At 61.5% G+C, this 13,739-nt stretch carries 14 protein-coding genes; 13 read left to right on the top strand and 1 reads right to left on the bottom strand.

Features of this window, described 5'->3' with window-relative positions:
• Positions 1-46: 46 nt before the first annotated feature.
• Positions 47-823, bottom strand: a complete 777-nt coding sequence (locus LCQ44_RS00885) for a biotin--[acetyl-CoA-carboxylase] ligase (protein ID WP_195625285.1) — start codon at positions 821-823, stop codon at positions 47-49.
• A 176-nt stretch (positions 824-999) separates the two neighbouring features.
• On the opposite strand from LCQ44_RS00885, the gene LCQ44_RS00880 reads away from it, so the two are divergent.
• From LCQ44_RS00880 to LCQ44_RS00820, 13 genes are all read left to right on the top strand, one after another.
• Positions 1,000-1,959: a 3-oxoacyl-ACP synthase III family protein gene (locus tag LCQ44_RS00880; RefSeq protein WP_195625286.1), complete on the top strand. Its 960-nt coding sequence runs from the start codon at positions 1,000-1,002 to the stop codon at positions 1,957-1,959.
• A 51-nt stretch (positions 1,960-2,010) separates the two neighbouring features.
• A complete protein-coding gene (locus tag LCQ44_RS00875) occupies positions 2,011-2,247 on the top strand; it encodes an acyl carrier protein (RefSeq protein ID WP_006235019.1) in 237 nt (78 codons plus the stop codon).
• A 2-nt stretch (positions 2,248-2,249) separates the two neighbouring features.
• Positions 2,250-3,194: an enoyl-[acyl-carrier-protein] reductase FabK gene (gene fabK / locus LCQ44_RS00870; RefSeq protein WP_195625287.1), complete on the top strand. Its 945-nt coding sequence runs from the start codon at positions 2,250-2,252 to the stop codon at positions 3,192-3,194.
• Positions 3,182-4,108 carry an ACP S-malonyltransferase gene (locus tag LCQ44_RS00865; protein ID WP_195625288.1) on the top strand — a complete coding sequence of 309 codons (927 nt, stop codon included), beginning with the start codon at positions 3,182-3,184 and terminating at the stop codon, positions 4,106-4,108. The genes fabK and LCQ44_RS00865 overlap by 13 nt, the downstream gene beginning before the upstream one ends.
• A gap of 30 nt (positions 4,109-4,138) precedes the next feature.
• Positions 4,139-4,912 carry a 3-oxoacyl-[acyl-carrier-protein] reductase gene (gene fabG / locus LCQ44_RS00860; RefSeq protein WP_195625289.1) on the top strand — a complete coding sequence of 258 codons (774 nt, stop codon included), beginning with the start codon at positions 4,139-4,141 and terminating at the stop codon, positions 4,910-4,912.
• A gap of 36 nt (positions 4,913-4,948) precedes the next feature.
• Positions 4,949-6,199, top strand: a complete 1,251-nt coding sequence (gene fabF, locus LCQ44_RS00855) for a beta-ketoacyl-ACP synthase II (protein ID WP_225093833.1) — start codon at positions 4,949-4,951, stop codon at positions 6,197-6,199.
• Between the two features lie 3 nt (positions 6,200-6,202).
• The gene (gene accB, locus LCQ44_RS00850) at positions 6,203-6,676 is read left to right on the top strand and encodes an acetyl-CoA carboxylase biotin carboxyl carrier protein (protein ID WP_022094191.1); all 474 of its coding nucleotides are present in this window, start codon (positions 6,203-6,205) and stop codon (positions 6,674-6,676) included.
• 9 nt (positions 6,677-6,685) lie between these two features.
• Positions 6,686-7,108: a 3-hydroxyacyl-ACP dehydratase FabZ gene (gene fabZ, locus LCQ44_RS00845; RefSeq protein ID WP_099432064.1), complete on the top strand. Its 423-nt coding sequence runs from the start codon at positions 6,686-6,688 to the stop codon at positions 7,106-7,108.
• 10 nt (positions 7,109-7,118) lie between these two features.
• The gene (locus tag LCQ44_RS00840; RefSeq protein ID WP_225093832.1) at positions 7,119-8,462 is read left to right on the top strand and encodes an acetyl-CoA carboxylase biotin carboxylase subunit; all 1,344 of its coding nucleotides are present in this window, start codon (positions 7,119-7,121) and stop codon (positions 8,460-8,462) included.
• Positions 8,455-10,173 (top strand): acetyl-CoA carboxylase, carboxyltransferase subunit beta, encoded by a 1,719-nt coding sequence (gene accD / locus LCQ44_RS00835; RefSeq protein WP_225093831.1) that lies wholly within the window; start codon positions 8,455-8,457, stop codon positions 10,171-10,173. Before LCQ44_RS00840 ends, accD begins: the two co-directional genes overlap by 8 nt.
• 40 nt (positions 10,174-10,213) lie before the next feature.
• Complete coding sequence (locus tag LCQ44_RS00830; RefSeq protein WP_225093830.1) at positions 10,214-11,428, top strand: PTS sugar transporter subunit IIC; 1,215 nt, start codon at positions 10,214-10,216, stop codon at positions 11,426-11,428.
• A gap of 150 nt (positions 11,429-11,578) precedes the next feature.
• Positions 11,579-12,733: a cation diffusion facilitator family transporter gene (locus tag LCQ44_RS00825; RefSeq protein ID WP_225093829.1), complete on the top strand. Its 1,155-nt coding sequence runs from the start codon at positions 11,579-11,581 to the stop codon at positions 12,731-12,733.
• 39 nt (positions 12,734-12,772) lie between these two features.
• Positions 12,773-13,399 (top strand): histidine phosphatase family protein, encoded by a 627-nt coding sequence (locus tag LCQ44_RS00820; protein WP_225093828.1) that lies wholly within the window; start codon positions 12,773-12,775, stop codon positions 13,397-13,399.
• Positions 13,400-13,739: the final 340 nt, after the last annotated feature.

Raw genomic sequence — 13,739 nt, 5'->3', positions numbered from 1 at the left:
ATTTTGGGATAGCGAATTCGTCTGCCGAGCCGACGGCTGCGGCGCCCTATTCGCTCAGGGGGCGCAAGGATGCTTCTTCGAAGTGGAAGACGCACAAGCCGCTCTCGGTCTCAATGCATGCGCGGCCGCAATCGTCGACCGTTCTAAATATGCCTCGTGCCAGCTCGTCTCCAGCGGGGGAGCGGGCGATAACGTGCTCCCCGATCCAATTGAGGTGACCGACATAGTCATCGCGGACGGGCGCGAGCGGTCCGGCGTCTTCTTCCATGGCGTTGAGGCGTTCTGCCCACGCATCTACAGCGTTCACGACTGCGTGATAGACCTCATCGAGGAGCATGTCGACGGCAGGAACGTTTTCGTTAAGGTCCGAGAGACCGATTGCCGGCAGGCCGCCATCGGGCACCTCTTGGGGCACATAGTTCACATTGACGCCAATGCCGCAGACGGCGAAAGGTTTGCCTTCGTTATCGCGTGCGGCCTCGACCAGAATGCCGCCGAGCTTGCGTCCTCGCGCGACCAGGTCGTTGGGCCATTTGAGGCCAATCTCGTTTGCAAGACCCTGCTTTTCGAGTGCTTCGAGCACCGCTAGGCCGCTGACGGCGGCAAGACCAGAGTACTTTGCGGGATTAACGCATGGACGCAGGACAATCGAAAGCAATAGGTTGCCGGCGGTTGAATCCCACTTGTGGCCGCGCCGGCCGCGTCCTGCCGTTTGCGCGCGGGCGGCAAGTCCTGTGCCGTGCGTCGCTCCCTGTTTTCCTGCTTCGAGCAGGTCATCGTTGGTCGATCCGGTTACGTCGACTATCGTTAAACGAGAATCCATAACAGCTGCTACCTCCTAAGTAAATAAGGCAATCGCGCAATGGTGTCGAGAGATAGACACAATGTGAAGCCTTTGTCGCATTTGGACAATTTAATGTTAACACGTCAACAAAGACTGAAATGCGTTATCCTCTCTTGGTCGATGTAAACACGTCAACAACTCAAAGGAGGTTAGTGATGGGTTTCACGATTCTTGGAACAGGCTCGGCGCTTCCTGAGCGCAGCGTTTCCAATGACGAGCTGTCTGAGTTCCTCGATACCTCGGATGAGTGGATTTTTACTCGCACAGGTATCAAGAGCCGCCACGTCTGCACCACCGAGTCACTTGACGACCTTGCCGTAGCGGCGAGCGAGCGGGCACTCCAGGTGTCCGGAATCGACGCGAGCCAGCTGGATCTGATCGTCTGCTCGACGACGACGGGTGACCACCTTGTTCCCGCCGAGGCGTGTGCCGTTGCTGAGCGACTTGGCGCGACGTGCCCTGCCTTCGATGTCTCGGCGGCCTGCGCCGGCTTCGTATTTGCGCTCGATGTCGCCGAGGGCTATATCGCCCGCAGCCGTGCCGAGCGCGTGCTTGTTGTTGCTGCCGAGCAGATGACGCGCGCGCTCGACTGGACTGACCGTGCCACGTGCGTGCTCTTTGGCGATGGCGCGGGCGCTGCAGTCATGGAGGCCGGGGGAGAGAATCCCCTTGCCGTTGAGCTTTCGACCGCACCCGATGTCGAGACGTTACGCGTTCCCGGGCTGGATGGCACCTCGCCATTCAAGGTTCCCTCGGACTGCCAGAGTGTGCTTTCCATGAACGGCCGCCGCGTGTTCAAGTTCGGCGTCAACGCCATCTGCGACACGGTCCATAAGCTTGCGATCGATGCGGGCATTTTGGTCGAAGACATCGATCATTTTGTATTCCATCAGGCTAACGAACGAATCCTGAGCCAGGCGGTCAAGCGCCTGGGCGTGCCGGACGAGCGCGTGGTTCGCACGTTGCGCGAGACCGGCAACATTTCGAGCGCATGCATTCCGCTTGCCCTCGACCGGCTGGCAAACGCCGGTGCACTTCACACAGGCGACACCATCGCCTTGGTTGGATTTGGCGCCGGTCTGGATATAGGTGGCTATCTGCTTCGTTGGAAGTAGTCGCACATAGGAAATAAAAACGCCCTAGGGCACAACCAAAGGAGAACTACCATGGCAGATCAGAAGACCTTCGAGCGCGTTTGCGACGTTATCCGCGAGACCGCCGGTCTTGACGACGTCGAGATGAAGCCCGAGTCCACGCTCGAGGAGATTGGTCTCGACAGTCTGGGCACCGTCGAGATCCTCGTCGCCGTCGAGGACGAGTTTGGCATCCAACTCGATACCGAGGAGAACCCTAAGACGGTCGGCGAGTTCGCCGATACGGTCGAGGCGGCATTGGAGAAGTAGAGATGCTCAAGACTCCTCTCTGCGATCTGCTCGGCATCGAAAAGCCCGTGTTCCAGGGCGGTATGGCCTGGATTGCCGACGCCTCGCTGGCGTCCGCAGTGTCCGAGGCGGGCGGCTTAGGGATTATCGCGGCCATGAACGCCGATGCCAACTGGCTGCGCGACCAGATTCACGAGCTGCGCGCCAGGACGGATAAGCCCTTTGGCGTCAACGTCATGCTCATGAGCCCGTTTGCCGACGAGGTCGCGCAGGTCGTGATTGACGAGCGAGTGCCGGTCGTCGTGACGGGCGCCGGCAATCCCGCCAAGTACATGAAGGCGTGGAACGAGGCGGGCATCAAGGTCATCCCGGTCGTTGCCTCGGTGGCGCTGGCGCGCCTCGTGGCACGTCGTGGAGCCACGGCGGTTGTTGCCGAGGGTACCGAATCGGGCGGCCATATTGGCGAGACCTCGACGATGGCACTGGTGCCGCAGGTCGTCGATGCGGTCGACATTCCCGTCGTGGCCGCCGGCGGTATTGCCGACGGCCGCGGCGTGGCGGCCGCCTTTATGCTGGGCGCTGCCGGCGTCCAGGTGGGTACGCGCTTTCTCGTTGCGAATGAGTGCACCGTCTCGGAGCAGTACAAAGAGATGGTCCTGAAGGCCAACGACACTTCGACGCGTGCGACCGGTCGCTCGACGGGACATCCAGTGCGCGCCCTCAAGAGCCCCTTCACCAACGCCTATGCCAAGAGCGAGGGTTCCGGCGCGAGTGCCGAGGAGCTCGGTGCTATGGGAACCGGTGCGCTGCGTAAGGCCGCCAAGGACGGCAACTACGAAGAGGGTTCGTTTTTGTGTGGACAGATTGCCGGCATGGTCAACGAGCGCCAGAGCGCACGCGAAATCGTTGACGACCTGGTCGATGGCGCCGAGCACGTCCTGAAGGGTGCGTGCGCATGGGTGGCGTAGCGTTTTTGTTTGCCGGCCAGGGTGCCCAACACCCCGCGATGGGCGTCGACTTGATCGAGACATCGCCGGCGGCCGCCGAGGTGTTCGCCATTGCCGATGAGGTGCGCCCGGGGACGAGCGAGCAGTGCCGGAGCGCCTCCAAGGAGGAGCTCTCGCAGACCGAGAACACGCAGCCTTGCGTGTTCGTGCACGACCTGGCAGCAGCTGCCGCCCTGCGCGAGCGCGGCGTGGCACCTGCCGCCTGTGCGGGTTTTTCGCTTGGCGAGGTCGCCGCGCTCACCTTTGCGGGGGCATTCGATACGCGAGCAGGCTTTGAGCTCGTGTGCGAGCGCGCGGCGCTGATGGCCGCGGCTGCCGAGCGCCATCCGGGCGGCATGCGCGCCGTCATCAAGCTTGATGCGGCGCAAGTCGAGGGCCTGGCTGCGCAGGCCGGCGAGGACTGCTGGCCGGTCAACTACAACAGCCCGCAGCAGACGGTTGTTGCCGGAGCGCCCGAGGCACTGCAGGAGCTCGACGTCCTCGTAAAAGAGGCTGGCGGCCGCGCTATGAAAGTCGCGGTGTCGGGTGCATTTCATAGCCCCTATATGGCCGAGGCGACTGAGGGGCTGGCGACGTATATCCAAGCCGGCCACGCGCCATCTCCGCTGTTGATTCCGGTCATGGCAAATATGACGGCGGCGCCCTATCCGGCGGACCCGCGAGCGGCATCGGATGTCTTGGTCAACCAGGTGAGCCATGCCGTGCGCTGGGTCGACACGCTGCATACTCTGCAGGATCAGGGCATCGACACGTTTATTGAGGTCGGCCCTGGCAAAACGCTGTCGGGCCTGGTCAAGCGTACGCTGAGCGACGTTCGCGTGTATTCGTGCGAAACGGCCGAGCAGGTCGCAGCTATTGCCGACGAGCTCGCATAGTCCACAGGGCTGTAACCCGAAAGGAATGACATGGGCAACTTGAACAACGGCGCGCTCGAGCGCAACGACTCACGTCGCGTGGCACTGGTCACGGGCGGCTCGCGGGGTATCGGCCGCGCCTGCGCTGTCGGTCTGGCGGAGGACGGCTTTGATATCGCCGTCGTCTATGCCGGTAGCGTCGATGCGGCGCGCGAGACGTGCGAAGCCTGCGAGGCGGTTGGCGCCGCGGCACGTGCATATCAATGCGACGTGGCCGATCCCGCTGCCGTCAACGCGTGCGTGGAGGCGGTCCTCAACGACTTTGGCTCCATTTGGGCGCTCGTCAACAACGCCGGCATCACCCGCGATGGCCTGCTCATGCGCATGGGCGATGACGCCTTCGACCGCGTGCTCGATGTCAATCTCAAGGGAACATTCAATATGACGCGCGCGCTCACCAAGACCTTTATGCGCCAGCGCGGCGGCTGCGTCGTCAACATGAGCTCGGTCGTGGGCCTGATGGGCAATGCCGGGCAAGCCAACTACGCTGCCTCCAAGGCGGGCGTGATAGGGCTTACCAAGGCGGTGGCGCGCGAGCTTGCGCCCCGCGGCGTACGAGTGAACGCGGTCGCCCCCGGGTTTGTCGAGACGGATATGACGGCAAAGCTCTCGGAGAAGGTTCGCGCGGCAACCGAGGAGCAGATTCCCCTAAAGCGCATGGCGCGCCCCGAGGAAGTGGCCGGCGTGGTGCGCTTTTTGGCAAGCGATGCGGCGGCCTACATTACGGGTGAGGTCGTGCGCGTCGACGGCGGAATGGCGATGTAGAAACCAGGGCCGAAGAATGGCTTGGATGAGGAGACCATGATGGAACAGAGAGTTGCAATCACCGGCATCGGTGCCGTATCGCCGCTCGGCAACACCGCGCTTGCCACTTGGGCAGCCATGTGCGCCGGCACGTGCGGCATCGGCCCGATCACGCACTTCGATACCGATGCGTTTACCGTCAAGGTGGCGGCCGAGGTAAAAGGGTTTGACGGCAACGAGTACTTTGGTAAGCGTGACGCCAAGCATCTGGACCCTTGCGTTCAGTTTGCGATGGCGGCTTCGGACGAGGCAATGCACGATGCGGGCTTTGATGTCGAAGGTGCCATCGATCGCGAGCGCCTGGGCGTCTACGTGGGCTCGGGTGTGGGCGGCATGACGACGCTCGTCGATAACGTCCATACGATTGCCGATCGTGGGCCTCGCCGCGCATCACCCTATATGATTGCGATGATGATCCCCAACATGGCATCGGGCAATATCGCAATCCGCCACAAGGCAAAGGGCCCGACCCTGCCCGTGGTGACCGCCTGCGCGACCTCGGCCCATGCCGTGGGCGAGGCGTTCCGCGCCATCAAGCATGGCTATGCCGATGCAATCCTGGCTGGCGGCGCCGAGGCCGCAATCATCCCCGATGCCGTTGCGGGCTTTACGTCCTGCCGTGCTCTCACCACTAATCCTGACCCGTCGACGGCATGCCGTCCGTTCGATGCAGACCGCGACGGCTTTGTGATGGGCGAGGGCGCCTGCGTGCTGGTGCTCGAGAGCATGGAACACGCGCTGGCTCGCGGGGCGCACATTTATGCCGAGGTCGTGGGTTACGGCAACACCGATGATGCCTATCACATCACGAGCCCCGATCCCGAGGCTGCCGGCATCGCCCGTGCGATATCGCTGGCGGTGGCCGAGGGCGACGTTAAGCCTTCCGAGGGCCTCTACATCAACGCTCACGGCACCTCGACCAAGCTCAACGATTCGTCCGAGACGGCGGGCATTAAGCGTGCGCTCGGCGAGGACGCGGCGCGCGCCGCGCACGTCTCGTCGACCAAGTCGATGACCGGCCACATGATCGGTGCTACGGGCGCCATCGAGGTCATGGCCTGTGCCATGGCGCTCGAGCAGGGCGTGGTGCCCCCGACCATTAACTACCACACGCCCGATCCCGTCTGCGATCTTGATTACACGCCTAATCGAGCGGTTCGCGCCGACCTTACCTGGGCGCTTTCGACCAACCTGGGCTTTGGCGGACACAACGCCGCCATCGCGCTGCGTAGATATACGAGGAGCTAGAGCATGGATTCCAAAAGACTTGCCGAGATAGCCGATGTTATGGAGGACCGCGGCCTCACGCGCGTGCGCGTTGAGGAGCCCGATGGCACCGCGGTCGAACTCGAGCGCGCGAGCGCCGCGCAGCCGGTTGCCGTGCCCATGCCTATGCCGAGCGCTATGGCCGCTCCAGTTGCAGCTCCCACAGTCGCGCCTGCCGCACCGGAGCCCGCCGCGCAGACACCTGCCGCCGCACCGGAGCCCAAGGGCACCGAGGTGACCGCTCCCATGGTCGGCGTTTTCTATGCTGCCCCGGCGCCGGGCGACGAACCGTTTGTGCACGTGGGCTCCAAGGTCAAGGCTGGCGAGACCCTTTGCATCATCGAGGCCATGAAGGTTCTCAACGAGGTGACGGCCGAGGCAGACGGTGAGGTGCTCGAGATCTGCGTGGCCGACGGCGACCTCGTGGAGTTTGGCAGCTGCCTCATGAGGATCGGATAGGTGATATCCATGAACAAAGAAGAGCTCAAGAAGCTGTTGCCGCATCGCGAGCCGATGCTTTTGCTCGACGAAGCCGAGCTGGTGGGCGACGAGGCCCACGGCAAGATCACGATTACGGGCGACGAGTACTTTTTGCAGGGACATTTTCCGGGAAACCCGGTCGTCCCCGGCGTGATTCAGTGCGAGATGCTCGCCCAGAACTGCTGCGTGCTGCTGATGGGCGATGAGGAGGCGCGCGGCGCGACGCCGTTCTACACGAGTCTGGACAAGGTGCGTTTTAAGCGTCCGGTGCGCCCGGGCGACACGGTGGATCTGGTGTGCTCCATCACGCGTGCGCGCGGGCCGTTCCGCTTTGCGACGGGTACTGCGAGCGTCAACGGTGAGGTTTGCTGCCGCGCCGATATGTCTTTTGCACTCATGCACGAAAGTTAAGGAAGGCTTCATGTTCGACAAAGTGCTCATCGCCAACCGCGGCGAAGTCGCGGTCCGTGTTATCCGCGCGTGCCGCGATATGGGCATCAAGACCGTCGCCGTTTATTCCACGGCCGATGCGGACGCGCTGCACGTGCAGCTTGCCGACGAGGCGTATTGCATCGGCGGCCCGCGTCTTGCCGAGAGCTACCTCAACGACGATGCTGTGCTCACCTGTGCCGTAAAGTCGGGAGCTAAGGCAATTCATCCCGGCTATGGCTTCTTTTCCGAGAAGGCAAGTTTCGTGCGCGACTGCGACAAGTACGGTCTGTCGTTTGTCGGTCCTTCGGCCGAGGTGATCGACAGCATGGGCGACAAGGACGCCGCGCGTCGAACGGCTGCCGCGGCAGGCGTGCCCATCGTGCCGGGCTGCGATTTGCTCAAAAGCCCCGAGGAGGCAACGGTCGAGGCCGAGCGCATTGGCTGCCCCGTGCTTATTAAGGCGCGTGCCGGCGGTGGCGGCCGCGGCATTCGCAAGGTCGAGCGCGTGGAAGATGCGGCAAAGGCGTTCATCGAGGCGCGTGCCGAGGGTGAGGCCGTTTTTGGCGACGGCGAGTGCTACATGGAGAAGTTCGTCGCGCCGGCACACCACGTTGAAGTGCAGATTATGGCCGATAAGCAGGGCCATGTGTTTTCGCTCGGCGAACGCGAGTGCTCGGTGCAGCGTCGCAACCAAAAGCTGATCGAGGAGAGCCCCGCGCCGTGCCTCGACGGACACGACGACATTCGTGCCCGCATGCACAAAGCAGCGCGTGACCTGGCACGTGCTGTCGGCTACGAGGGCGCCGGTACCATCGAGTTCCTGTATTCGGACGACGGCAATTTCTACTTTATGGAAATGAACACGCGCTTGCAGGTGGAGCATCCGGTTACGGAGTTTGTGACCGATACCGACTTGGTCAAGTGGCAGCTGCGCGTGGCAGCCGGCCAGCCTCTGCCCTTTGAGCAGGAGGACATGCCGGTCCGCAACCACGCCATGGAGTGCCGTATCAATGCCGAAACGCCGGACTTTCTGCCGTCATGCGGAACGGTCACCGCGTTGCGTGTGCCGGGTGGTCCGCGCGTGCGCTGGGATTCCGCCATGTTTACCGGTGCGAACGTTCCACCGTTCTACGACTCCATGCTCGGCAAGCTCATCGTGTGTGCGCCCACGCGTGACAGCGCCATTCGCAAGATGCGCTCGGCCCTGGGCGAGCTCGTGATCGAGGGCGTGAGCGAAAACAGCGAGCTTCAGCTCGACGTGCTGGCAAACGACGAGTTCTTGTCGGGCATGTATCACACCGATCTGATGGGGCATCTCTATGCTGATGAATAGAAAAGCGAAGACGGTAAACGTCCTCGAGGGGCCGATGACCGAGTCGTGCGCCGAGTTTCCCGCGCGCCACGTGTTTATCAAGTGCCCGGAGTGCCGCCGTGTGATTGATGAGACGCGCCTGCACGACAACCTCGAGGTCTGCCCTCGTTGTGGCAAACACTTTCGCGTGAGCGGTCGCGCGCGCATGCGCATGACGGTCGACGAGGGCACGTTTGAGGAATGGGATGCCAATCTGGCGTCGGAGGACTTCCTCTCGTTTCCCGGCTATGCCGACAAGCTCAAGAGCGTAAGCGAGCGTTCGGGCGAGCGCGATGCCGTTGTGTGCGGCAGGGGCAAAATCTGCGGTTGCGATACGGCGCTCTTCTTTATGGACGCCAACTTTATGATGGGCTCGATGGGTTCCGTGGTGGGCGAGAAGATCTGTCGCGCATTTGAGCGTGCGGCCGAGCTGGGATTGCCAGTTGTCGGCTTTACCGTTTCGGGCGGTGCGCGCATGCAAGAGGGCGTGACATCGCTTATGCAGATGGCCAAGATTTCTGCGGCGGTTAGGCGCCACAGCGAGGCGGGCGGCCTGTATATCACGGTGCTCACCGACCCCACGACCGGAGGCGTAACCGCGAGCTTTGCCATGGAGGGCGACATTATCCTGGCCGAGCCCGACGCCCTGACGGCATTTGCCGGCCCACGCGTGATCGAGCAGAACATGCACAAGCGCCTGCCCAAGGGATTCCAGCGCTCCGAGTTTTTGTTGGAGCACGGCTTTTGCGATGCCGTTGTTCCACGTGGCGAGATTGCGCTCACGGTAGGCGAGCTGTTGGCGCTGCACGAAGGCCACGCGCCCGGCCTGGGGGCACCGCATGAGATCGTGCATACGGGTCGTCGCGGCAAAAAGCTGGGACACTTGTTTAAGCGCTCGGCGGCACCAAAAACCGCGCTCGAGATTGTCAAGCAGACCCGCTCGGCAGATCGCGCCACGGCAGGCGAGATGATCTTGCTGGGCCTGGATGGGTTTGTGGAGCTGCACGGCGACCGTTACTTTGGCGACGACGCCGCTGTGGTGGCTGGCATTGGCTGGAAAGACGGACGCCCCGTAACGGTCATCGCCATCGAGCGCGGCACCACGACCAAAGAGCGTATGCGCCGCAACTTTGGCATGGCACATCCCGAGGGCTACCGCAAAGCGCGTCGCCTTATGCGTCAGGCCGAAAAGTTTGGTCGACCGGTTCTGTGCCTGGTCGATACTTCGGGTGCGTTTTGCGGCATCGGTGCCGAGGAGCGCGGCCAGGGCGAGGCGATTGCCCAGAATCTCATGGAGATGAGCGGCCTTAAGACACCGATTGTCTCGGTGGTGACAGGCGAAGGCGGCTCTGGTGGCGCGCTGGCGCTATCCGTGGCCGACCGCATCCTGATGCTCTCGAGCTCGGCCTATTCGGTCGTGAGCCCCGAGGCCTGTGCGTCGATCCTATGGAAGGATACCGAGCGCGCGAATGAGGCCGCCGAGGCTCTTAAGCTCACGGCCCCCGATCTGTTGGCGCTCGGCATCATCGACGGCATTGTCGACGATAGGGGCCTGTCGCATGAGGAGATCGCCGGTGCCGTCATGTCCTCGGCATTTGATGCCTTCGATACGCTTGGGCGGCTCGACGACGCGACCCTCACAAACCGCCGCTACGAAAAGTACCGCGCAATCGGTCAGTACCGCACGATGTGACAAAGGGACAGCCCGCATGTCACATTGGGAAAGGCGTTCCATGTCACAAGTTTCTAAGGCTACGCTGCCAACGACGTTGAAGTCGACCGTCATGGCCGTGGTGGACTATCTGTCCAAAAGCATGATGTCGGCGCTGCCGTTTATTGTCTGCGCGGCGTTGTTTCGCACCGTCGCCGTCATTATGGGCGAAGGCATGCTGGGCCTGTGGTCTGCCGATTCCGAAATCTATCGCCTGTTCTACAGTTGGCTCTATAACGCCGGCTACTACTTTTTGCCCATCTATCTTGGTTGGGCGGCCGCCCGCCAGCTCGGTTGCTCGGAGCAGCTAGGCATGATGCTGGGCGGCGTATTGATTGCGCCCGATCTGCTTAAGCTCGTCGATGCCGCATCGACGACGGGGGCATCGATGACTTCCGTGTATGGTCTGCTTCCCGCGCCGGTCAACGATTACACGACGACTGTTATTCCGGTTCTCATCTCGGTGCCCGCGCTATGGCGAGTGGAGTGTTTCTTTCAGCGCGTTATCCCTAAGGCCGTGGCGTTTTCGTTCGTTCCGTTTGCGACCATGCTCGTCATGGTTCCGGTTTCCCTGTGCATTACGGCGCCGGCGGGCAGCTATCTGGGCATGCTGTTGGGCCAGCTTATGTTTATGCTTGGCAATTCCGGTGGCATCGTGTCGCTGCTCACGCTCATGGGGCTTGCCGCGGGCTGGGAGTTCCTAAAGATCGCCGGCGTCAGCAACGTTGTCCTATCGCTCGCCTATGCGCAGTTTATGAGTGTGGGAACGGATTCGTGCATCCTGATCGCCGCGACAATGGCAACGTTCGCCGTTTGGGGCATGCCCTTTGGCGCGTCGCTTCGCGTTGCGGATACGGACGAGAAGGCGCTCATGCTGGGCTATTCAATCTCGGGTGTTCTTGGCGGCGTAAGCGAGCCGGCGCTGTACGGTTGCGGCTTTAAATATGGCAGGTGCCTGACGTGCATGGCCATTGGCGGCGCCGTCGGAGGCCTTGTTGCAGCCGTGGGCCACGTTACGGCCTATACCATCGGCATGACGAATGTCCTCATGGTCATTGGCTTTGCCACGGGCGGCATCTCAAACCTGCTGTGGTGCTGCGCTGCCGGCGGCACGGCATTTGCGGTGTCTGCGGCGCTGAGCTACTGCTTTGGCGTGGTGCCGGCGAAGGGGCAGACGACGGGGGACGGAGTCGATTCGCCCGAAACCTCGAAGAGCGCGGTCGAAGCAAGCGCATAAATCGATCGACAAAGGGACAGTCCTGCATGTCACATTCCAAGGTCGTGGCCCATGTGGGTTGCGGCCTTTTTGTATCTGGGGGACAAAGTGGCTACACTACAATCCGTTTGAGCAATAGATATATAGGTAGTACCGTGGGGGCGGATATAGATGGTCGAGTGGATTGTTCGTCGTGCGCAGGGCGACCGTGCGCGCGTGGGCACGTTGACGGGTGTGGTGTGTATTCTCGCCAATGTGGCACTATGTGCGGCGAAGGGTGCAATTGGTGTGGTTTCGGGATCGGTTTCGATCGTGGCGGATGCCATGAACAACCTGTCCGATGCCAGCTCGAACATCGTGAGCGTGCTGGGCTTTAAGCTGGCGAGCAAGCCGGCCGACCCCGAGCATCCTTACGGCCACGGTCGCTACGAGTATCTCTCGGGTCTGGTCGTGGCGGCACTCGTACTGATGATCGGCCTTGAGCTTATCAAGTCCTCGGTTGAGCGCGTCATCCACCCCGAACCTGTCGAGTTCTCGCTTGCCCTGGTGGCGGTCCTGGCGCTTTCGATGGTTGTAAAGCTGTGGATGGCGGCCCTCAACCAAAAGCTCGGTGACCGCATTGAGTCCGAGACGCTGCATGCGACGGCTCAGGACTCAAAGAACGATGTTCTTGCTACGGGTGCTGTGCTGGCGTGCGCAATTGTTTCGCAGGTGACGCACATCAATCTTGACGCATGGGTCGGCCTTGCCGTTGGCGCCTATATTGGCTGGAGTGGTTTTGAGCTTATCCGAGATACGGTGAGCCCGCTTTTGGGCCAGGCGCCCGACCCCAAGCTGGTCAAGCACATTCGAGACAAGATCATGAGCTATCCCGGCGTTTTGGGCGTCCACGACCTTATGGTTCACGATTATGGTCCGGGCAGGAAGTTTGCAAGTGCGCACGCCGAGATGGCGGCCGAGGCCAGCCCGCTGGAAAGTCACGACACGCTCGATAACATCGAGCAGTCGTTTAGGGTCGAAGACGGCATGATCGTCACGCTTCACTACGATCCCATCGTGACCGATGACCCCAAGGTGGCGAGCATGCGCTTGCGCATTCACGCCATGGCTCAGGAGATCGATAACCGCCTCTCGATTCATGACCTACGCTGTGTGCCGGGTCCTACGCACACCAACGTGATCTTTGACTGCGTGCGTCCCTCGGATCTGCAGATGAGCGCCGAGGACCTAAAGCGTACGTTGGCAAAAAAGGTGGAATTCGAATACCCCAAGCCGATTGCCAAGATCACGATCGACGAAGACTACGTAGGCCATACCCACGAGTAAGGCTGCGCCGGCAAAGCAGGTTATGCAGAAGGGGAGAGCATGAAGAAGCTGTATCTACTCCGCCACGGTCAGACGGAGTTCAACGTCAAAAAGCTGGTCCAGGGCCGCTGCGATTCACCGCTGACCGACCTGGGCCGTCAGCAAGCCGGGATGGCAGCCGCGTGGTTCAAAGCCCACAACGTCGTTCCCGACAAAGTGGTCTCCTCCCCTTTGGGCCGAGCCATGGCCACGGCAAGTCTCGTCGCATGCGAGCTCCTCGGTCCGGACGCCGCGGTTGAGCCCTGCGAAGGCATCATCGAGCGCTGCTACGGCACCTTCGAAGAAGGCCCCCACGACGCCCTGCCCACCGACGTCTGGGATCCGGGCGAGGACCTGGTCCCCTTCGGAGGAGAGGGAAGCAAAGCGTTACAAGAACGCATGGTAGCCACCCTCACCAATATCATGGGCTCCGAGGGCATCGAAACCCTCTTAGCAGTAAGCCACGGCAGCGCCAGCCGCCAATTCATCAAGGCTGCAGCTCCAGAGGGCTTCGAGCTCCCAGCAAAACTCCCCAACTGCGCCATCATGATCTTCGGTTTTGAAGAGGCAAAGCCACAAGCAGAAGGCGAGCCAATGCAATGCCAGTTCACCCTCCAGCAAATAGTGGACCCTCAACAAAGTAATTAGCTGAGCGAGCAGAGTTAAGCAGACATCAACGTGTCGTCTCCCGAGCTTGGCAGAGGGGCGGCGAAATATATTAAGTTTGTCGCGAGTTCCGCACGCAAAGGAAAGCACTTAATGTGCTTTCCGTCTTGCGCAGGACTGTAGAGTAGCAAACTTAATATATTTCGCCGCCCCTCTGCCAAGCCCAGGCGACTCCACGCACTTTACCTGCGTAAACAATGTGAGTGAAATATGAATCTCGATGGATACGCCCGCAGCCGTGTATACTAAACAGCTGTGTGTAACCAGGGGAGTATTCTGGCTGGACAAAATGCCTGCTTAATAGGGTTGTCAGGTAGTCCGG

The sequence above is a fragment of the Collinsella aerofaciens genome, assembly GCF_020181355.1.
Classification (GTDB): domain Bacteria; phylum Actinomycetota; class Coriobacteriia; order Coriobacteriales; family Coriobacteriaceae; genus Collinsella.
The sequence above is the reverse complement of the archived record's forward strand: the minus strand, read 5'-3'. Positions and strand labels throughout refer to the sequence as shown.

What these genes read in the sequence shown, in the direction of transcription:
- LCQ44_RS00885 (WP_195625285.1), bottom strand. Translation starts at nt 823, where the DNA reads ATGGATTCTCGTTTAACGATAGTCGACGTAACCGGATCGACCAACGAT.
- LCQ44_RS00880 (WP_195625286.1), top strand. Translation starts at nt 1,000, where the DNA reads ATGGGTTTCACGATTCTTGGAACAGGCTCGGCGCTTCCTGAGCGCAGC.
- LCQ44_RS00875 (WP_006235019.1), top strand. Translation starts at nt 2,011, where the DNA reads ATGGCAGATCAGAAGACCTTCGAGCGCGTTTGCGACGTTATCCGCGAG.
- fabK (WP_195625287.1), top strand. Translation starts at nt 2,250, where the DNA reads ATGCTCAAGACTCCTCTCTGCGATCTGCTCGGCATCGAAAAGCCCGTG.
- LCQ44_RS00865 (WP_195625288.1), top strand. Translation starts at nt 3,182, where the DNA reads ATGGGTGGCGTAGCGTTTTTGTTTGCCGGCCAGGGTGCCCAACACCCC.
- fabG (WP_195625289.1), top strand. Translation starts at nt 4,139, where the DNA reads ATGGGCAACTTGAACAACGGCGCGCTCGAGCGCAACGACTCACGTCGC.
- fabF (WP_225093833.1), top strand. Translation starts at nt 4,949, where the DNA reads ATGATGGAACAGAGAGTTGCAATCACCGGCATCGGTGCCGTATCGCCG.
- accB (WP_022094191.1), top strand. Translation starts at nt 6,203, where the DNA reads ATGGATTCCAAAAGACTTGCCGAGATAGCCGATGTTATGGAGGACCGC.
- fabZ (WP_099432064.1), top strand. Translation starts at nt 6,686, where the DNA reads ATGAACAAAGAAGAGCTCAAGAAGCTGTTGCCGCATCGCGAGCCGATG.
- LCQ44_RS00840 (WP_225093832.1), top strand. Translation starts at nt 7,119, where the DNA reads ATGTTCGACAAAGTGCTCATCGCCAACCGCGGCGAAGTCGCGGTCCGT.
- accD (WP_225093831.1), top strand. Translation starts at nt 8,455, where the DNA reads ATGAATAGAAAAGCGAAGACGGTAAACGTCCTCGAGGGGCCGATGACC.
- LCQ44_RS00830 (WP_225093830.1), top strand. Translation starts at nt 10,214, where the DNA reads ATGTCACAAGTTTCTAAGGCTACGCTGCCAACGACGTTGAAGTCGACC.
- LCQ44_RS00825 (WP_225093829.1), top strand. Translation starts at nt 11,579, where the DNA reads ATGGTCGAGTGGATTGTTCGTCGTGCGCAGGGCGACCGTGCGCGCGTG.
- LCQ44_RS00820 (WP_225093828.1), top strand. Translation starts at nt 12,773, where the DNA reads ATGAAGAAGCTGTATCTACTCCGCCACGGTCAGACGGAGTTCAACGTC.